The following is a 21,856-nucleotide window of genomic DNA, read 5'->3' on the forward strand; positions in this document are numbered from 1 at the left end:
GATTAAGTAAAAAAGAAACTAAAAAGGACTCCGTAGAGCCTTTTTTAATTTTAGAGAAGCCTAATTACGCCAGTTGCTTTAGTTACTCGCCAGCAGTAATGGCCATCTCTTGTGCTGAGAATGGATCTTTGGCTGGAGCAGCTGGCTTAGGAGCCGCCTTACCTTTAGTACCTGGCATGAGTTCAAAATCAGGCACAAAGACCGTCAAGGTGCTTCTGAGTTGATCGAATGATTTGCGATCACCATCAAACCTCACCTTGCCTTCAGCTAGCAACTTTTCAAAAGTTGTTTGTCCACCCATCACCTGCTCGAGATCACTACGATTTAATGTGATGGTCAGATTTGGATTCTTGGCCTGCTGACCTTTAATGTTGGTCAAAGCAGAATTACTCATCTCAATTACAAATTTTTCACCATTGTCTGGTGTAGAGAGATTAATTACAAAGTTCATGTCCGCCGCTTTCTTGCTGTCCATGCTGATAGCCAAAGCATTGAGCCAGAGTTCGGTTGTCATGCCTTTAATCATGTCTGGGCCATTGGATTTCGGTGATGCCCCTGAAGGCATGCCATGGCGTAGTTCATAAGCGGCCCCCAAGAAGCTATTGCGCATACTTGGACTTTCTTTTTGGTAGCCAATCTGCTCAAAAATATCTGCCAGCAAGTCTTTGGCGGCCGTATTGTTCGGTTGCGCATAAACCAACTTGTTAACAATTTCCATAGCTTCACGGTATTTGCCCTGCTTATAGAGCTCTTTGCCCTTAGCCATGATCTTGGCCGAGCCACCCATCATCTCCACATACAGTGGTGCCGAATCTTTTGGGGATAGTGGCGCTAGTGTTGCTGGGTTAGCGTCCCAATAACCTAGATAACGATTTATCACGGCACGACTATTGTGCTCTTCGGAACCATGATAGCTATGAGCTGCCCATTGCCTCTTCAGACTCTCAGGCTGTTTATATACATTCTGGATTTCATTAATAGTGACGCCATTGTTTGCTAAATGGAGCACTTCGTTATGAAGATGAGCATAACTATCGCGTTGGGTACGCATCACCTCTTGTATGCGCTCATTACCCCAGCGCGGCCAGGTATGCGATGCAAACATGACCTCACTCTCAGTGCCATAACGATATAAAGCGTTGTTAATGTTCTTGGACCATGCCAGTGAGTCGCGAACTAAGGCGCCGCGTAAGGTGTAGATGTTATGAATGGTGCCAGTGATATTTTCTGCCGCCCAGAATGCTTTAAATTGCGGGAAATAGGTATTCATCTCCGCAGGAGCTTCAGTGCCTGGAGTATTTTGGAATTCCATTTCCACGCCATCCACGGTCATTTTTTCATAAGGTTGATTGATATAGACGTTAGGCTCAATCAACCCTAGATTACCAGCAGCAGTATTTTTACCAATGGATTGGTCGACGTGACCAAATGGGCTGCGAGGCAATAACACACCGTACTGGAAATACATTCTGCGGGTCATAGCATTGCCTGCGTAGACATTTTCAGCAATCGCATGATCCATAAAACCAGCTGGCGCAATGACCTTGACCTTGCCGCTCTTCACGTCTGCCTCATCGACTACACCACGCACACCACCAAAATGATCACCATGCGAATGGGAGTACACGACTGCTACTACTGGACGTTTGCCCAACTTCTCATTTACGAGCTCTAGGGCTGCGCGTGCAGTCTCTTTAGCGGTTAGTGGATCAAAAACTATCCAACCAGTATCTGTTTTGATGAAACTAATATTGGCCAAGTCAAAGCCACGAACCTGATAAATTTTTCCTGGTACAACTTCATATAAGCCATAGCCCATATTGAGAATAGCTTGACGTTGCAATGAAGGGTGCACACTATCAAAGTCTTTCCCCTGCAGGAGGAATTCATAACTACCCATGTCCCATGCCACGTTGCCAGCATCGGCCATGATCGTTTTATATGGCGGGGCTGCTATGAAGCCTTTTTTGGATTCCTCAAAATCACGCTGATCTTCGAAAGGCAGCGTCTTGCGCAATCCATTTTGCAGCTCAACCGTATAGCTTGATGGCGCCTTACCTTTTGGATCGAAATGCTTCCCCTGCATAGCGCCAGGATCCGCCACCACACCACCACCCCCTGCCGCAATCGCCAACCCAGCGGTCATTAATGTGGCCGCTACCGAAAACTGTGTGAGTTTGATTTTCATAAAAGCCCAAAGTAAAAAAGTATTTTGATTACTTCAATGATATGTTTGAGCTAATCAATGGCAATTAGCCCCACAGCTAATGTCAGTCTATTCAGAATATTAAATTGCGTAGACTGCAACAACAGGTAAGCCAATGAAAAAGGTAGTCCCTTTGCCAGGGAATGACTCAAACCAGATAGATCCACCGTGTCTCATCACAATATGCTTACATAACCAAAGACCAATTCCCATACCGGAACCCTTGGTAGTTGAAAGCAGCTCAAAAATGTGGGTCTGCACATTTTCATCAATTCCTGAGCCTGTGTCTGCGATCGATATTTGAACGCCAGTACTACTATGCTCGCCTCGAATCGTGATTAATTTATTTAAATTTTCAGTCGACTTCAATGCATCAATTGCGTTGTTCACTAAATTCAATAGTACTTGTTGAAGTTCTCCCTTATTAGCAGTGATAAAGAGGTCTTCCTCGAACTTGAGAACCATCCGAATATTCTGCTTAACAATTTCTGGGCGAGCAATGGTAAGCACTAAATCAATTAATTCAGCAAGGTCAACTTTTGTAGATGCCATCTTTTCATCAGCGAACACCGATCTAAGGGAACGAATAATACTTGCTGCACGCTGATTGTCTGCCAACAAAGAATCCAAAACTTCTCTCTGTAAGTTAGGATTCAATTCTCCTTCTGCTATTTTCTTTTGCAAAAATTGAATATTTAAACTAGAAGCACCCAAGGGCTGATTAAGCTCATGTGCAATAGAGGCCGATAAAGCCCCGGTACTGGCGGTCTTATTGGCCTTTAATAGCGATGCGATTAGGAGCTCTCGCTCCTGTAAATGCGCTTTAGCAGCTTCACTTTCATTCGCTGTTTTGATATTCGCAATAGTAATTTGCTCGGCCCAGTATCCCCCAATCGCAATATATGACAAGGTATTCATCACAAGTTGGGAAATGGTAAACAGAATCAGCAGTTGAGGGATCTGATCAACTTGACGAATGGTAAAGGCCGAGGCAACCATGATGACGAATCGCCCTAAAGCAAAAAACATTTCAGCAAAATTGGCGTATTGCATATAAACCAATTGCTTAGATGGGGAAGATTTTCTCTTCTTACCTAGCTCATATATTTGCCAGCAATAAAAAATACTAGCAAGCCCTGCCATTACCGCAGTACGACTTTCAAAAGATCCGTATAGACGCATGGAATCAAATACGGCAATAAAAATGAGGACTGAAACTGAGGCAACTATCTTTACTCGCTTAGAAACTTCATGATTGAGTGACTGACAAAATAATGCTTGCAGCATCGTTGCTACATAGAAGAAGGTATTGGCTACCGTGAAATTAAATTCTGGATTAGCAATATTTTGGAGGGTAATAATTCCTGCCCCAAAAATAAATAACCCCACCACATTCACTAGTAGGGAGGACATCCAATACAAACTGGGTCTCAGGAGGTTCTGAGAGCGGTAATAGTGATAGATTCCAAAAAATAGGCCCATCTGAATGACGGCCAGAATAAAGAAGTAGATAGAAATGAGCAGCTTCATGTTTGCTATGGTACATCCACTGAATTGATTCGCTAAAATGCGTGTCATGCGGCTTTTTAGTAGATCCCAACTCCTTTTCTTTGTCACCCTATTAGTCGCTGGGGTTAGCTTTGCTCATGCCCAATCGGCTTTTTATAACGCCGCTAACAACTATCTTAAAAAGCGCGCTGACGCTTTTATGACGATTACGGGTTATTCACTTACACCGGATGTGACAACAGGATCGTTGTCGATCCGTAACAATGGTGGCGATAACTCCGACTTGCAAATGATTTCTCTAGGAGGCGGTGATCGAATTAGCGCAAACTTTCCTCTTTATTTAGAGGGGACCTTAGCGGTTAATCGTTACAACCCAACGTTTAGTGATGGAATCGCCAATACATCCGTTACAGTACCGGTTCATTGGAACAGCATCACAGGCACCGGCGGTATTGGTTGGGATTTTCCAATTACCAATGAATTGCGTTTCCGCCCTATTGCCAATGTCATGCTGGGGCATTTAGAGAGCGATCTTTCGATTGCTTCTAGGGTTCTTCAGAATCAAAAAAGTATTGACCTACAATTCCTCAATGGCGGCCGTATGAATTCCTATGGTTTGGGTGGCTCGGTCATGCTGGACTATGAGAACTACCAACCCGATCAAGAGATTGACGTGGAGTTACGCTATACCAATATTCCAGTACAAACATTTGATACCTCCACTGCAGTGCAAGGTTCAGCTGATTCGCAAAGTCTGGCACTTTGGGCTAGAAGTCGCATTCCGACGCCGATCACACTGCTAGATAGACCTTTAAGAGCTGTGTTTGAAGTGGCACATACCGAATTCCTGGGCGACTTACGAGGAGCCTTGGGGTTTAACTCCCTCTCCTCCGTAGGTACTGGTATTGAATTGGATCGCAGCGCATCTGATCCTGTCTTTACTCGCATCAGAGTGGTGTTTCGCTACCAATTTGGTCAAAATGTGCACGGAACCTCTATTGGCTTAGCTGCCAGCTTCTAATATGGGCAATACAATAGCTACAAATACTGAATTGCTAGTATTTACTTGTTTCCGCGTCACCACTCAGCGGTGACGCACTTTTAACACCTTAAGGATCCAACCATTATGAAAAAAATTATCATTGCTGTTGTCATTGCTGCAATCGCAGTTGGCGGCTACTTATTCCTCACCAAACCAAAAGCGCCTATTGCTGGTGTGGCCGCTCAAGAATCCGCACTTATCTATGATGGTGAAGTAACTAAAATTGATGCAGCGACTCGCACAGTTACCCTCAAGAACAAAGATGGCGAAACCTCCATTGTTGCTGGTCCTGAAGTAAAGAACTTTGCAGAAATTAAAGTGGGCGATCATTTTGACGTTGTCTATGAACTTGCGGTAGCTATTGAGTTGGTTAAGGTAAAAAATCCAGGCACAACTAGCGAACAAGTTAGCACTAGTACTACAACTGCCCCACAAGGTGACAAGCCAGGGATGATCACGACCAATACCGTTACTGCAACCGCCAATGTTGAAGCGATTGATGCAGCTAAAAATATCGTTTCTTTGAAGGGTCCACAAGGAAACATCATCAAGGTTAAGGTTCAGAATCCTGACTTAATGAAAGATATCGCTGTAAACGATCAAGTAAAAGTGGTTTACACAGAAGCAATTGCTGCAGTGGTAACTGCACCAGCAGCTAAGAAGTAATCAAAAAATGAAGTAATTCTTTTCCAGTAGCTGAAAAGACAAAAAGCCCAGCAAGTAGTTGCTGGGCTTTTTCACATGTAACTTGGCGGAAGAGGTGAGATTCGAACTCACGGAGGACTTTCATCCTCGCCAGTTTTCAAGACTGGTGCATTCAACCGCTCTGCCACTCTTCCTTTAATTCTACTTACTGTGAATCACGGTTGATTCAAGCACCAGATTATAAAGAACTTTTGATTTGCCCCTCTAAATGCTTGGCAATCGCAAGGCTGGAGGTTAATCCAGGGGACTCAAAGCCATATAGATTAAAGAGGCCTTGGAGTCCATGATCCTTGGGGGTGTTGAAGCAAAAGTCGCCTGCAGGAGCATTTGGCGGCACGATCTTTGCCCTCACCCCCGAATAATCGGGCTGAAGGGAACCGTCTTTCAAATCCGGCCAATAGCGTCTGACAGCTTCATAAAAGCCCTCTCCTCGCTTTGGATTGACCTTGTAATCAATTTGCTCTTCAGAATCGATGTCGAGCCATTCCACATCAGGCCCAAACTTTGCCTGACCACCCATATCTAAAGTGAGATGTACCCCCAAACCACCAGGCTCTGGAATGGGATAGATCAAATGCTTAAATGGCGATTTGCCAGAGAGCGAGAAATAATTGCCTTTAGCAAAGTAGGCTTTGGGTATTTGATCTTGCTTTAAGCCTTCAATCTTTTGCGCAATTGCTGGTGCACTTATACCAGCGCAATTGATGAGAAGCTTAGTTTTGATTTGCATACCATCAGCGCCATCGACACTGCCGATGGTTAACTCATAACCACCCTCCGCATGATTTCCGATTGGCTTTGCGCTGATTAAAGGTGATTGGTAGGCGACCATACCACCCGCATCCTCAAAGCCCCCGAGCAGTGAGAGCATATAGCCGTGGCTGTCAACAATACCTGTGGTAGATGAGAGAATTGCGGCAACACATTTGAGATTTGGCTCCAATGCTTTTGCCTCTTCTCCTGAAATCATCTGAATTTCAGGAACATCGTTCTTTTGTGCTTTATATAAGATCGCTTGCAAGTCATTGATTTGATCATCATCAGCCGCAACGATCAGCTTGCCATAGGGTTGAGTAGCCACCTGGTGACTACGGCAGTACTCATAGAGTAGCCGATTACCCTCTACACAAAGTTTGGCCTTCAAAGAATCTTTTGGGTAATAAATGCCAGCATGAATAACCTCGCTATTGCGAGCGCTGCTAATGGTTCCAAAAGAACTCTCGCGCTCAAGCAAGATGGTTTCACGGCCCTGAAGCGCCATTTCGCGGGCGACAGCCAATCCGACAACTCCGGCACCCACCACGACGCAATCAACCTGCTCCATCTATCTCCACCCGTATTTGGTTTGTCTTTATTACTTATTTTTCAATTTTTGACTACTTAATGACATTGAATATACCGAAATCCTAACATTTTCAGTGTTTTAGGGGATTTTGAGCCCCTTCTTGATAAAATCTAGATATGTCTTTAAAGCCTGATTCTGACAACCTTAATTCCACTGATAGCCTCCCTGGCGTTATGCCCAATGGCGCTCATTCTGCCGTGGATGTGGTTCTGGATACTGCCTATCAAGGTATGGATGCAAAAAGCTGGGCCTCTCTATTTGATATCGCCCGCAAGACAAATCTTTCAGAATTTATTGCCGATCTATTTGCTGGCAAACATATTAATCAGAGCGAAGATCGCCCTGCACTTCATTCGGCACTCCGCAATCTCTCAAAATCTCCTGTCATCCTGGATGGTCAGGATGTCATGCCGGCAGTTATAGAAGTATGGCGCCGTATTGAAGCACTCTGCAATAAGTGGGTTGGCGTCACCGATGTCATTCATATTGGAATTGGTGGCTCAGACTTTGGGCCACGCTTAGCAATTGAAGCATTAGCACATGTGCCCGATATTGAAAGCCGCGGTATGCGCATGCATTTCTTGGCCAATATCGATACTGCTGAATTAGCCCGCATTCTGGATCGTGCACTTCCTCATAGCACCCGCGTCATTATTGTTTCCAAGTCATTCACCACCTTAGAAACCACCATGAACGCCAAGGCAGTCGTGGCTTGGCTGAAAGCTTCTGGCTGTACGAATAGCCAAATTAACAAAACCTTGTTTGCGGTTACCGCTAATGTGGCAGCAGCCAAAGAGTTTGGGGTTGAAGAAGATCACATCTTCCCATTTTGGGATTGGGTTGGCGGTCGTTACTCTGTTTGGTCTGCAGTCGGCCTGCCGATTGCCCTGCAATATGGCTTTAAGACCTTCGAAGAATTTTTAGCCGGCGCGCATGCGATGGATTTGCATTTTAAGAATGCGCCTCTAGAAGGCAATTTGCCGGTCATCATGGCTTTAGCCTTGCTATACCAACAAGAGAAGCACGGCATTAAAGCCTATGCTGCCATTCCGTATGCAGATGCTTTGGATTGGTTTCCAAAGTGGTTGCAGCAACTCGATATGGAAAGCAATGGCAAGAGTATTGGTAAAGATGGCAAACCGGTTAAACATTCTTCACCAGTGGTGTTTGGCAGCGCTGGCAGTAATGCGCAGCACTCCTATTTTCAACTCTTTCATCAAGGCCCTGAAATCATTCCGATTGATTTCATTGCGGTTCGTAAGCCCATGAGTGATCTTCCTGAGGCTGTTGCACATCATCGTATTCTGCTGTCCAACTGTTTAGCCCAGGCCCAGGCTCTAGCCCATGGCAAGACCGATAGCAATCCGAATAATGTTTACCCAGGTAAGCGCCCAAGCAGCTTATTGCTACTTCCTGAACTAAATGCCTTCTATTTAGGGGCTTTATTAGCCCTTTATGAGAACCGTGCCGCGACTCTAGGCGCCCTCTGGAATATCAATAGCTTTGATCAACCCGGCGTTGAATATGGCAAGGTTCTTGCTAAGCCAATTGAGAAAGCCCTTGCCAGCGGTTCCGACCATGTTATTGCGGACGATAGTATTGATGCGATTACTGCTGCTCGTATAAATTTCTTAAATTCTTAGCTTCCTAAATTCTTGATTTAGTCTTTCAATCAATCTATTGAGCGCCCTGCGCCTCCTTTAATTTAAAGGTCTTTCATGCAACTTTCTCCATCCATCTTCAAGGCTTATGACATTCGCGGCATCATTGATGAAACAGTGGATCCATCAATTGCTAAATTGATTGGCCAAGCATTTGGTACCGAGATGCGTAAACTTGGCGAAACAGAGGTCGTCATTGGTCGTGATGGGCGCCTATCTGGCCCAAGCTTGATTGAAGCCTTGACTGAAGGACTACTTTCAACCGGCATTAACGTCATTGACTTAGGTATGGTTGCTACACCTATGGTGTACTTTGGCGCCAACCAAGAGCTCAATGGCAAGAAGCCAAAATCCGGCATCATGATTACCGGTAGCCACAATCCCCCGAACTACAACGGCTTCAAGATGGTTCTAGGGGGTGCTGCAATTTATGGTGATCAGATTCAGGCATTACGTAAGCATATTGAAGCCAAGCAATTTGCTTCTGGTCAGGGCGCTAGAAGCACCTTTGATATTTTCCCAATGTACTTAGAGCGCATTGTGAGCGATGTGAAATTGGCACGTCCCATGAAGATTGTTGTTGATTGTGGCAATGGAGTTGGCGGCGCATTTGCAGGAAAACTGTTTAGAGCTTTAGGCTGTGAAGTGCAGGAACTCTTCTGTGAGGTAGACGGCCATTTTCCGAATCATCATCCAGACCCCGCTCATATTGAAAACTTGCAAGATCTCATCAAGAACCTACAGACTACCGATAATGAATTAGGCCTCGCGTTTGACGGTGACGCCGATCGTTTGGGCGTTGTCACAAAAGATGGTCAAGTGATTTTCCCAGACCGTCAAATGATGCTTTTTGCTAAGGATGTGCTCTCACGCAATCCAGGTGGCCAGATTATTTATGACGTCAAATGCACCCGCAACCTCGCAACTTATGTAAAGCAGCATGGCGGTGAGCCTTTAATGTGGAAAACAGGCCACTCTTTAGTGAAAGCCAAGCTCAAAGAAACTGGCGCACCTCTTGCTGGTGAAATGAGCGGCCATATCTTCTTTAAAGACCGTTGGTTTGGTTTTGATGATGGGCTCTATACGGGCGCACGTCTGCTAGAGATCCTCTCTAAAGAGAAGGATCCGAATCAAACACTCAATGATTTACCAAACGCCATTTGCACGCCTGAGTTACAACTTGCTTGCGCTGAAGGAGAGCCTTTTGAATTACTAGAAACCATAAAGGCTAATGCTAAGTTCCCCACCTCTGAGTCAATTAATACTATTGATGGAGTGCGAGTGGAATATAAAGATGGATTTGGCTTGGCCAGACCTTCAAATACCACACCGGTAGTAGTGATGCGTTTTGAAGCCGATAGTGAAGAAGCTATCGCGCGTATTCAGGCGGAGTTTAAGGCTGTGTTGTTGGCCGCTAAGCCGGAAGCTAAGTTACCTTTTTAGTTGCTAAACAAGAAGTTAGTGAACTGAGGGCTTTGTGCCCTCTTTTTTATCCTCCTGTTCGTTTGAGGTCTGATCTACCACTGGCGGAACATCGCCCCATGACGCATGCTCCCGAAGCTGATTCAGCAATGAACACATTCCATAAAGAATTGAACCAGCCAATTTGAGATTGACATTAGCGCCTCCAGGCAAGATCAAATCCAGTGACAAAATATCCTCAAGCAACTCTTTTTCTAGACTACATTTAACATCCATTACTAGTAATGGATCCGCCCCAAATGGAAAATTATCTGCCGGCTGAAATGGCTCAGATCCTTTTTGATCCCGATCTTGTGCGACATGTGCCGCAACACTACCAAATTCAGCAATTGCTTTTGCAGCTTCAGGCGTATGAGTTTGCTCTAGTTTTTTGACAATCAAATGCTGCGTAGCTGCCAAGATGAATAGCGTGACTCTACGCGTAAACCAAAATCGGAACTCTGTATTTTCATCGGTATTAAACCGAAACAGAAGTCGATCATCGTGGGCTAAGTAGGATGCGTTTAATTGCTTTATTTTCATTTGGCACTATTTGCAAAGCCCACTATCGTCTTGAGATTTGCATTCTTTTTTACCTGAATATGCTTCACCCATCTCAACTGTTACTTCTGCATCTCCAGAAGCGCTTCCATCAAGCGAAACAAGCTTGGAGACCTTAAGAACATTGCTTAAGTTACCACCTGAAGATGAAGCTGCGGCAGCTTCGGCTTCAGCAACCGGGAATCTCACTCCTAACAGATCGATGCCGCTACCAGTAAAGTTTGTCTTTGCGTCGATTACTAGCGAAACTTTACCTGTCATATCAAACTTGCCATCAACTTTAGAAATATCAAAATTAATATTGCCTCCAGCTCCCTGCAGTGATTTGAAGACCACATTATTTAGCGTTGGATTTGCAGTCAAGGCAATTTGTGCGGAGCTGTAATTTTGATTTGCAGTAGTCTCTACACCACCTGTGACGTTAATGACACCTGTAGCAGGTGTAAGCGCAAAGAGATCTCCTGCCTGCAACGTCTGGATATTTGCAGAGTAGAACGGATAGATATTGCCCACTAGGCCATTGAAACTAACCACAGGCATCTTAGTAAGATCGCCGTTAACATATCCAGGGTAGATTGCAGCCACCATTAAGGAGTACAGCGCAGCAGATGCTGGGTTGAGTGTTCCGTTAAATTCAACCAATGGATCTAGAGAAATCAAGGTGCGGGTATGTACAGTATCAAGTACCTTGAAATTCAATGTAGGACGGGTTTGAGCCAGGAACATTGCGTACAAGAATCCGTCATTGCCGTTAGTTCCAACAACTACTGAGCCGTTATAAATTTGTTGGCTTGAGGTTAATACGTCCGCCAAGAGATTAATCGTTGAGCCCGTAATCACGAAGCTCGCTAACGGCGCTACAGAACCAACGCTATTAGCAATAGTGACAATTCCTGTGCCGGCATTGACATTGAGTGTATTGGCTTTGCTTGCAGCGCTATCAATCAAACCATTGAAAGTAATTGGGGCATTTGCTGTAGTGAGAGTGACTGCGCCTGCAACGCTAGGAGAAACCACCACATTACCGTTATAGGTTTGCGCGCCAGTTGTTCTAATGTCTGAAGAAATCGTTGCCGAGCCATTAATAGTTAAACTCGACAATGTCACGCCTGAAGCCAAGCTCAATACGCCATTAGTAGATATTAATGCGCCTGCACCGAGAGCATTTGCATTACCCAAAATCAACTGTGAGGTATTCAACACGGTATTACCTGAATAGGTATTTGCACCATTTAATGTCATTGATCCAGAGCCAACCTTTGTCAAAGTACCAGATCCGGTAAATGATCCATCAAACGCAAAGTTTGTATTGCCGCCACCTAAGCTTAAGTTGGTAGCGAGCACCACAGTACCAGAACCGGTAATAGTATTGAGCACGGCAGCTCGGTCAACGATATAGCTGGCACCAGCTGCAACAATCAAATCTGCAGTACTTGCTAAAGCGCCCTTAACATCAAGGGTGCCTGCAGAGACCGTTGTGATACCGGTATTAGTATTGGTAGCGCCCAGTATCAATATACCAGCGCCAGTCTTAGTAAATGATCCAGCGCCGGACATGATTCCGTTGTAAGTTAAGGTACTAGATCCATCAACATCGATTGTTCCGCTACCTAACAAGGCAATACCGCGATTAGCATTTAGGATAAATGTTGAGGAGGCATTTAAAGTGCCGCCGCTAAATACCAGGGCCGCAGCATTTACAGAGCCAGGTGCTTGGCCTAAATTGCTATCCATACTGATAGAGACAACGCCACCATTAATTGTCGTTGTACCGGTGTAGGTATTAGCGTTGCTAAGAACTAAAGTACCCGCCCCGCTCTTCACTAAGTTAGCAGTGCCTGCCAAGATGGCTGAGATCGTTGTGGTGCCAGTAGAGTTAGTCACATCATAGCTTGATCCAGTCAGAACACCAGAAGTACCAGAGATAGAACCGCTAGACAAAGTGATTGCACCGACAGTATCGCTATAGGTACTCATAGCCAAGCTACCACCAGCAACATAGATTGCACCAGAGTCAGCCAAGACATCATTGGCACCTAGCGCAACTGTGCCGGCATTGATATTAGTACCACCGGTGTAGGTATTTGGGCCAGACAAGGTTAAGGTACCAGACCCTACTTTAGTGAAGGATCCTGTGCTACTCATCACACCACTAAAGGTGGTGTCTGTTGTAGTGCCTGCAGTGAGGTTGCCAGTCAAAGTGATGTTACCGGCGCCAGCAATTGAAGCTACCGTGTCATTAGCACCCACAATATAAGTAGCACCAGAAGCAACGGTGACTGCAGTGCTATCAGACAAGGTGCCGGTCACATTCAGGGTACCGGCTGATACGGTAGTGGTACCGGTGTAGGTGTTGGCATTAGACAAGGTTAAGGTGTCAGAGCCTACTTTAGTGAAGGATCCAGTGCTACTCATCACACCACTGAAGGTAGTGTCTGTTGTAGCGCCTGCAGTGAGGTTGCCAGTCAAAGTGATGTTACCGGCGCCAGCAATTGAAGCTACCGTGTCATTAGCGCCAACAATATAAGTAGCACCAGAAGCAACGGTGACTGCAGTGCTATCAGACAAGGTGCCGGTCACATTCAGGGTACCGGCAGATACGGTAGTGATACCGGTGTAGGTGTTGGCATTAGACAAGGTTAAGGTGCCAGAGCCTACTTTAGTGAAGGATCCAGTGCTACTCATCACACCACTGAAGGTAGTGTCTGGTGTAGAGCCTGCAGTGAGGTTTGCAGTCAAAGTGATGTTACCGGCGCCAGCAATTGAAGCAACTGTGTCATTAGCACCCACGATATAAGTAGCGCCAGAAGCAACGGTTACTGCTGTGTTATCAGACAGAGTACCGGTGACATTGAGGGTGCCGGCAGATACGGTAGTGGTACCGGTGTAGGTATTCGCATTGCTAAGAACTAAAGTACCCGCCCCGCTCTTCACTAAGTTAGCAGTGCCTGCCAAGATGGCTGAGATCGTTGTGGTGCCAGTAGAGTTAGTCACATCATAGCTTGATCCAGTCAGAACACCAGAAGTACCAGAGATAGAACCACTAGATAAGGTGATGGCACCGACAGTATCGCTATAGGTGCTCATAGCCAAGCTACCACCAGCAACATGGATTACACCAGTATCGGCCAAGACATCATTGGCACCTAGCGCAACTGTACCGGCATTGATATTAGTACCACCGGTGTAGGCATTAGGACCAGACAATGTTAAGGTACCAGATCCTACTTTAGTGAAGGATCCAGTGCTGCTCATGACACCACTGAAGGTGGTATCTGGTGTAGAGCCTGCAGTGAGGTTTGCAGTTAAGGTGATATTACCGGCGCCAGCGATAGACGCTACGGTGTCATTAGCACCCACAATATAAGTAGCGCCAGAAGCAACGGTTACTGCTGTGTTATCAGACAAGGTGCCAGTCACATTCAGGGTGCCGGCAGATACGGTAGTGGTACCGGTGTAGGTGTTGGCACCTGTCAATACTTGAGTACCAGAAGATAAAACGAGATTGCCGTTAGTACCACTGATCACACCAGCGAAGGTATCAGCTGCATTAGTAATGGTGAGAGTCTTGCTACCTATCAACAATGATCCGGAAGTATTGCCAGCCAAGCTGATGATGGAGGCGCCAGATGTAGTGCCAGTTAGATCTAAGGTGGCGTTGTCGATGATGCTGCTGGAGGCGGCAATCGAGCCAGCGCCAGTGAGAGACAAGGTGCCAGAGTTAATCGTCGTTGTACCACTGTAAGTATTAGTGCCTGTTAATACTTGAGTACCACCAGAGATGACCAGGTTACCGTTGGTACCGCTGATTACACCAGCAAAGGTATCAGCAGCGTTGCTAATGGTAAGAGTCTTGCTACCTAGTACAACAGAGCCAGCGCTATTACCCGATAGGCTAATGATAGAAGCGCCAGAGGTGGTGCCACTGATATCAAAGGTGGCGTTATTAATCAGACTGCTTGAAGTAGCAATGGAGCCTGTGCCAATTAAGGACAGAGTACCGGCTGATACGGTTGTTGTACCAGTGTAGGTGTTGGCGCTATTGGTCAGAACTAAAGTACCTGCGCCAGTCTTAGTAAAGCCATAGTTACCAGAGAGGATGCCAGACAAGGTCAGCGTATCGCCAGTAGCAGCATTAATGGTGCTAGCGCTAGTGAAGCTGATGTTGCCTGCTAAGGAGCTCGTGGCATCGGCTAAGGTACCGCCATTGAGGACTACTGCTTTAGTACCAACAGTGACGGAGACCAGATCTAAGGTAGCGCCGCTATTAACAGTCACTGCCCCGCCGCTATTGCTGCCTAAGCCAGTGTTATTGCTAATGTGCAGTGTGCCGCCATTAATGGTGGTTGTGCCGGTGTAGGTATTAGCACCAGACAGGGTTAAGGAACCACCTGAGAGCGCTAAGGCAACAGAGCCGCCAGTACCGGCGTTATCAGCAATCACACCAGCATAAGTAGTAGTGCCACCAACGACCGTTAAGGTAGAAGCAGTACTTCCTTTAGAGTTCAAGACCGTATTACCAGTAGCACCAGTTAAGGAAGCAATACTTTGGGAGTTGCCATACAGATCAAAGATGCTGGTGCCAGTCATGATCAATGCGCTAGCAGAAGCGAGTGAGCCGCCAGTGCCTAAACGTAAAGTACCGCCATTGATGGTGGTTGTGCCAGTGTAGGTGTTGGTGCCTGTTAATACTTGCGTACCGGTAGTGAGAACCAAATTACCGTTGGTACCAGAGATCACACCAGCAAAGGTATCAGCAGCGTTGCTAATGGTGAGAGTCTTACTACCTAATACGGCAGAGCCTGAGGAGTTACCCGATAGGCTGATGATCGAGGCGCCAGAGGTAGTGCCACTGATATCGAAGGTGGCGTTATCGATGATGCTGCTTGAAGCGGCAATCGATCCTGTTGCGGTTAAAGCTAAGGTGCCACCATTAATGGTGGTTGTGCCGGTGTAGGTATTAGCACCAGACAGGGTTAAGGAACCACCTGAGAGCGCTAAGACAACAGAGCCGCCAGTACCGGCGTTATCAGCAATCACACCAGCATAAGTAGTAGTGCCACCAACGACCGTTAAGGTAGAAGCAGTACTTCCTTTAGAGTTCAAGACCGTATTACCAGTAGCACCGGTTAAGGAAGCAATACTTTGGGAGTTGCCATACAGATCAAAGATGCTGGTGCCAGTCATGATCAATGCACTAGCAGCAGCCAGTGAGCCGCCAGTACCTAAACGTAAAGTACCGCCGTTGATGGTGGTTGTGCCAGTGTAGGTGTTGGTGCCTGTTAATACTTGCGTACCGGTAGTAAGAACCAAATTACCGTTGGTACCAGAGATGGCTCCAGCAAAGGTATCAGCAGCATTAGTAATGGTGAGAGTCTTGCTACTCAATACGACAGAGCCAGCACTGTTACCGGATAGGCTGATGATCGAGGCGCCAGAGGTGGTGCCACTGATATCCAAGATTGCGTTATCGATGATGCTGCTTGAAGCGGCAATCGATCCTGTGCCGGTTACAGCCAAGGTGCCGCCATTAATGGTGGTTGTGCCGGTGTAGGTATTAGTGTTGGTGAGAGTTAAGGCGCCAGTATTGGAGCCGGTATAGCCAGCGCCTGAGTTGTAAATGACTGCAGTAGATCCACCGATGGTGCCGCTGATGGCACTATTGTTGGCTGTGGAGTTAATGGAGAGTGTGGTTGCATTGATATTGCCCACAATGTTGACTCGACCAGCTCCAGAGGAAATAGTTAATGCATTAGCACCGCTACCACCAGTCAAAATAAAGGCTGAACCAGCACTACTACTTAAGGTGTAACGCTGTGCTGTACTGGTTGAATTAGTAAATGTATTAATAATCGAACTGCCGACTGCGTCTACATAAACGGTTGTAGAGGCACCCGCTGAAAGCAGCAAGGAAGTAGCCTGATCGTTAAATCCACGGGAATACAGCAAAGCCCACGTTGGACTAGAGGATGATAATGAATCCGCATAGTTCACTACACCGGTGTAGGTTAGTGTTCCACCGCCTGAGTTATAGAAAGTGACAGATGGGGTAGTAGCACTTCCACTTACATTACCAGCAATTGATACAGATCCATTGGTAATTGTAGTCAGTGTTGTATCTTGATTTAATACCAACGCACCACCATAAGTCTGATTACCACTAGTAATCACATTGCCACCTAAGGTGGTAGTGCCGGTGTTTTGCGCTGTACCGACAGTACTTGCATTGCAGCTGCTTGCATTAATACATAAGTAGCCTAGAGCACTGGTTCCACTGTTTGATCCAACACTAGCAGTGAAGGTGGCATTACCAGTGCCATTGGTAATCGCTAGGCCGTAGTAATTAGTAGCGCTGCTATTTAAAGTAGAGGTAAAGGTCACATTAGCATTGCTTGTGGCAATTGCTGTGTTGGCACCTAAGGTCACTGCACCAGTGTAAGTTTGACTACCGTTTGTGGTGATATTGCCACTTAGGCTGCTAACCCCTGTTACCACTAAAGCAGAGTTATTGGTGCTGTTGGTAATCGCAGAACCCGCAGTCATCGATAGGCTAGAACCTAAAGTGACAGTACCGCTATAAGACAGATCTAAGGTACCTGCTGCGCCAATCGATACGGCGCTGGTACCCAGAGCATTGGCACTAGCGGCACTAAGGGTGCCAGTGTTAATCGTCGTTGTACCACTGTAGGTATTAGTGCCTGTTAATACTTGAGTACCGCCAGAGATGACCAGGTTACCGTTGGTACCAGAGATCACACCAGCAAAGGTATCAGCAGCGTTGCTAATGGTAAGAGTCTTGCTACCTAATACGACCGAGCCAGTGCTGTTACCAGATAGGCTGATGATTGAGGCGCCAGAAGTGGTGCCACTGATATTGAACGTAGCGTTATTGATCAGACTGCTCGAAGTAGCAATGGAGCCTGTGCCAGTTAAGGACAGAGTACCCGCAGATATAGTCGTTGTGCCGGTGTAGGTATTTGGGCCAGACAAGGTTAAGGTACCAGATCCTACTTTAGTGAAGGATCCTGTGCTGCTCATCACACCACTGAAGGTAGTGTCTGGTGTAGAGCCTGCAGTGAGGTTTGCAGTCAAGGTGATATTACCGGCGCCAGCAATTGAAGCTACGGTGTCGTTAGCACCAACAATATAAGTAGCACCAGAAGCAACGGTTACTGCAGTGCTATCAGACAAGGTGCCGGTGACATTGAGGGTACCGGCAGATACGGTAGTGGTACCGGTGTAAGTATTGTTGCTAGAGATCGTTGTTCTACCGCTGGCAGCCTGCGTCAGATTTACTGCTCCAGCCAAGATAGCTGAGACAGTTGCACCAACCGTGTTATTAAAGGTGTAGCTTGAACCGGACAGCACACCAGTAGTGCTAGTGATGGAACCACCATTTGTGCCAATCGTTACAGCGCCAACGGTGTCAGAGTAGTTACCTAAGGCAAAAGTACCACCATCAATCGTTACAGCGCCAGTATTAGCCAGAACATTAGAAGCGCCGAGAGCTACGGCACCAGAATTAATCGTTGTGCCACCGGTGTAGGTGTTGCTGCCCGAGAGAGTTGTTGTACCGCTACCAGCTTGAGTCAGGTTTACGCTGCCTGCCAAGATAGCTGAGACAGTTGCACCAACCGTGTTATTCAATGTGTAGCTTGAACCGGACAGCACACCAGTAGTGCTAGTGATGGAACCACCATTTGTGCCAATCGTTACAGCGCCAACGGTGTCAGAGTAGCTACCTAAGGCAAAAGTACCACCATCAATCGTTACAGCGCCAGTATTAGCCAGAACATTAGAAGCGCCGAGAGCTACGGTACCAGAATTAATCGTTGTGCCACCGGTGTAGGTGTTTGGGCCTGACAGAGTTAAGGTACCAGAACCCAACTTCGTAAGTGAGCCAGTACCAGAAATCACATTACTTACTGAAATGCTTCCAGTACGATTAATGATGAGTGATCCATTATTAAATACTGAGCCGCTACCAAAGCTTCCTGTGGAACCACCATTACCCACGGATAAGCTACCGGAGTTGATGTAGGTATCACCAGAATAGGTATTGGTGCCAGTGAGATAGAGAGTTCCGCTACCAGATTGAGCAATACTTCCGGCGCCTGATAAGTCTCCACTGAGGATGACGTCATCAGAACGGCTATAAGCCAAGATAGCGCTGTTAATTACGGCGCCTGATCCAAGTGAGCCAGAGGTTGCGCCATTACCGATTTGTAATGTACCCGCGCTGTTTGTGGTTGTGCCAGATAAAGTGCTGTTACCACCCAACACCAAGGTACCTGCCCCGCTCTTAGTGAGATCACCTGTGCCAGCAATGATGCCGTTATAGGTCAAGGTTGTGGAACCATCTACATTGATGTTGCCGTTACCAGTCATGGCGATGCCACGGTTAGCATTTAAGGTAAAGGTAGCAGTGGTTTTGAGGGTTCCGCTGTTAAATACGATGGATCCTGGTGTAGCAGATACTGGCACAGCACCTAACTGATTATCTGCAGAGATGGATAAGGTACCACCGCTAATAGTCATTGTTCCACTATAAGTATTGGCGCCTGACAGAGTCGTTGTACCGCTACCGGCTTGAGTCAGATTTACGCTACCTGCCAAGATGGCTGATACGGTTGCACTAGTGGTGTTGTTAAAGGTGTAGCTTGAACCGGTGAGAACGCCAGTAGTGCTGGTGATAGAACCACCGTTTGTGCCAATGGTTACTGCACCAACAGTATCTGAGTAGCTACCTAGGGCAAAAGTACCGCCGTTGACTGTAAGTGCTGAGCTATTGGAGATCACATCACTAGCTCCTAGAGCCAATGTACCCGCTGATACGGTTGTTGTGCCGGTGTAGGTGTTAGGACCGGACAAGGTTAAGGTGCCAGAACCAGACTTTGTTAAGGTGCCTGAGCCAATATCAATCACTGATGCAATGACTGTGTTGCCCGCCCCAGAGATGGTTAGGCCAATATTAGAAGCTTGGATATTGCTACCCAAAGTAATGGTTCCACCAGCAACAGCGCTTAATGTTGTAGCAGAACCAAGAGTTACCAAGGTATCGCCATCACCCAGAGTTGTATTACCACCCATCACTAATGTGCCAGCGGTAGTGATAGATGAAGGTGCTGTTGCTGTAATACCAGCGGTGTAAGTTTGCGTATTACCGGCTGACCCTAGGGTCAATGTACCGGTGTTATTAAATGTGATGGCGTTAGTGACCGTGCCGCCAGCACCAGTCAATGAGACATTATTAACAGTATTGGCAATGGTGAAATCCGCTGCTGTAATGCCTCCAGTAAAGCTTGCAGTGCCACCGATATTTTGTAGGTTCAGACTGCCTGTTCCGGAGAATGAAGTGCCGCTCACATCAGCGCCGCTTACGCCAGATCCAGTACTCAACGTTAGGCTATATGAGGATCCTGTTACAGCCCCTAAAGTAATATCCCCTGCATTGGTGCTTGCATTGGAATTTAGAGTGGTATTAGCGCCAAGCGTTACTGGGCCAAATGTCATGGCTGTATTGGTGGTATTGATGGTGCCCTTCAAAGTGCTTGACGAAGGAGCGGTTGCAGTAATTCCACCGGCATAAGTTTGTGTGCCGCCACTAGAACCTAAAGCAACAGTGCCAGTATTGCTAAAGGTCACTGCGTTAGTAATAGTAGAACCGCTAGCATTGATAGCTACGTTATAGGCATTGCTTGTAGTGCTTAAAGTATTTGCAGTTAATACATCATTAAATGCAATCGTGCCAGTTGCGCTAGTTAAAGCAACGGTTGATGTGGTAACTGCTCCACCAAAAATAGCGCCGCCAGCATTCGTGATAGTTAATGTACCGATATCAGTACCAATAGCACCCGTCACACTGACTGCACCGGAAGTATTAATCACCACATTAGATGCTGCGCCACCTACAGTGCCAGTGATCGAGGCAACAGTAATCGCACCAGAGCTACCACCACCCAAGTACAAGGTGACGCCGTTTCCTAAGAGAACATTGTTTAAGGTAATTGGTGAGGTACCAAAGTCAAATACGCTGTTAGAACTCAAGAATGTCGTTGTGCCACCCAAGTTAAATGAGCAACTTGTTCCAACCACGCAAGTAGATGGATTGGCGGCAGTAAATGTTCCCAGCAGGATGTTATCGCCAGTATTGTGTGTAATACCACGTGCAAATGTAAGGACATCAGAGGTGGCATCACCGTAGTAAACCGCACCAGTTGTGCTTAAGGTAACGGCACTAGTCACATCCGTATTAGCTCCGTAGAACTTAATTTCACTTGAGCCGCCTGCATTGCTCATTGCACCAGCATAAAGATCGCTTGCAAACTCAATGACACTAGTACCGCTGGTAATTGCCAAACTGGTAATACGATCGCTGCTAGATCCTACCGCTCCACTAAAGGTAATTCCGCCAGAATTAGTCACAGTCAATGTGCCAATATTGGTACCAATGGCACCACTGACAGTTACAGCATCGGTAGTATTGAAGGTGATATTCGATTTAACACCTGAAGTTCCGCTAATAGATGACAAGGTCATTGGTGTAGCAGCACCTGCACCTAAGGTTAATGTTGCACCCGGATTAACAATCGCAGCACCCAAAGTAATACGCCCTACTCCTGGACTCAATGTCACGCTATTTTCAAAAGTAATCGGTGCGTTAAGCGAAATTGCGGCAGCAATTGAATTAATTTGACTTGCGTTCACTGAAATCGCAGATGAGGCATTAGCAGTTACGCCGCCCAAGAAATTAAAGATGTCGTTGTAGTGATCACCAAAACGCAGCGTGCCAGTGTTATAGAAGGTGGCAGTAGAAGAAATCGTAGTAGTACCAGCTGCACTTGATAAGTTGTTCAAAGCAAGGTTAAAGGCATTGCTACCAATGCTTGCACCAGACACCAAGGCATCAGCAACGATAGCGCCATTCACAGTAATGGTGCCTGTTTGAGCTGCATTACCTAAAGTGAATGTGCCCAGCTTAATGCTTGAACCAATGACATCAGCCAAGCTAATAGTCGCTGTTTTACTAGAAACACTGACTGATTCAGCACCAGCACTTGTTCCCTGAATAGGACCGCTGATGGTAATTGCAGCACCATTTCCGCTATTAGCGGTATCAATAGAAGAGCTAGCACCAACCAAAGTCACAGTCTTGCCAGTACCGCCCAATGTAACTGCGCCACTATTGGTTGTTAAGGCGCCACCGAGACTAATACCACTTGGTGCAGTAGCAATTACACCGCCAGTGAAGTTGATCGTGTCACTGCCGTTACCTAAAGCAACCGTTCCGGTATTTGCAAATGTTGTGGCACCAGCGATGGTGTTGCTAGAACCGTTTATTGCAACGTTATAAGCCGCAGTACCAG

Annotated in this window: 9 protein-coding genes and 1 tRNA gene; 4 read left to right on the top strand and 6 right to left on the bottom strand. The window is 46.4% G+C overall.

Annotated elements, in window-relative coordinates:
* Positions 1-82: 82 nt before the first annotated feature.
* Together FD963_RS06145 and FD963_RS06150 are read right to left on the bottom strand one after the other, a co-directional pair.
* Positions 83-2,188, bottom strand: coding sequence for an alkyl/aryl-sulfatase (locus tag FD963_RS06145; protein ID WP_215361134.1), 2,106 nt, complete (start codon positions 2,186-2,188; stop codon positions 83-85).
* Between the two features lie 99 nt (positions 2,189-2,287).
* Positions 2,288-3,736 carry a sensor histidine kinase gene (locus FD963_RS06150; protein ID WP_215361136.1) on the bottom strand — a complete coding sequence of 483 codons (1,449 nt, stop codon included), beginning with the start codon at positions 3,734-3,736 and terminating at the stop codon, positions 2,288-2,290.
* Positions 3,737-3,782: 46 nt separating this feature from the next.
* Here FD963_RS06150 and FD963_RS06155 point away from each other — a divergent pair, with 46 nt between their 5' ends.
* Positions 3,783-4,736 carry a hypothetical protein gene (locus FD963_RS06155; protein WP_215361138.1) on the top strand — a complete coding sequence of 318 codons (954 nt, stop codon included), beginning with the start codon at positions 3,783-3,785 and terminating at the stop codon, positions 4,734-4,736.
* Between the two features lie 105 nt (positions 4,737-4,841).
* Entirely contained in the window at positions 4,842-5,423 is a 582-nt protein-coding gene (locus FD963_RS06160; RefSeq protein WP_215361141.1) for a hypothetical protein, read from the top strand.
* A gap of 83 nt (positions 5,424-5,506) precedes the next feature.
* On the opposite strand, the gene FD963_RS06165 is transcribed toward FD963_RS06160, so the two are convergent.
* Together FD963_RS06165 and FD963_RS06170 are read right to left on the bottom strand one after the other, a co-directional pair.
* Positions 5,507-5,596 (bottom strand) — tRNA-Ser (locus FD963_RS06165).
* A 44-nt stretch (positions 5,597-5,640) separates the two neighbouring features.
* Positions 5,641-6,786 carry an NAD(P)/FAD-dependent oxidoreductase gene (locus FD963_RS06170; protein WP_215361143.1) on the bottom strand — a complete coding sequence of 382 codons (1,146 nt, stop codon included), beginning with the start codon at positions 6,784-6,786 and terminating at the stop codon, positions 5,641-5,643.
* A gap of 137 nt (positions 6,787-6,923) precedes the next feature.
* On the opposite strand from FD963_RS06170, the gene pgi reads away from it, so the two are divergent.
* Both pgi and FD963_RS06180 read left to right on the top strand, forming a co-directional pair.
* Complete coding sequence (gene pgi, locus FD963_RS06175) at positions 6,924-8,450, top strand: glucose-6-phosphate isomerase (protein ID WP_215361145.1); 1,527 nt, start codon at positions 6,924-6,926, stop codon at positions 8,448-8,450.
* Between the two features lie 75 nt (positions 8,451-8,525).
* The gene (locus FD963_RS06180) at positions 8,526-9,911 is read left to right on the top strand and encodes a phosphomannomutase/phosphoglucomutase (RefSeq protein WP_215361150.1); all 1,386 of its coding nucleotides are present in this window, start codon (positions 8,526-8,528) and stop codon (positions 9,909-9,911) included.
* Between the two features lie 15 nt (positions 9,912-9,926).
* Here FD963_RS06180 and FD963_RS06185 read toward each other — a convergent pair whose 3' ends face one another.
* Together FD963_RS06185 and FD963_RS06190 are read right to left on the bottom strand one after the other, a co-directional pair.
* Entirely contained in the window at positions 9,927-10,472 is a 546-nt protein-coding gene (locus FD963_RS06185) for a hypothetical protein (protein WP_215361152.1), read from the bottom strand.
* Positions 10,473-10,478: 6 nt separating this feature from the next.
* A complete protein-coding gene (locus tag FD963_RS06190) occupies positions 10,479-21,659 on the bottom strand; it encodes an autotransporter-associated beta strand repeat-containing protein (protein WP_215361154.1) in 11,181 nt (3,726 codons plus the stop codon).
* Positions 21,660-21,856: the final 197 nt, after the last annotated feature.

Source organism: Polynucleobacter sp. JS-JIR-II-50 (assembly GCF_018687895.1).
GTDB lineage: Bacteria > Pseudomonadota > Gammaproteobacteria > Burkholderiales > Burkholderiaceae > Polynucleobacter.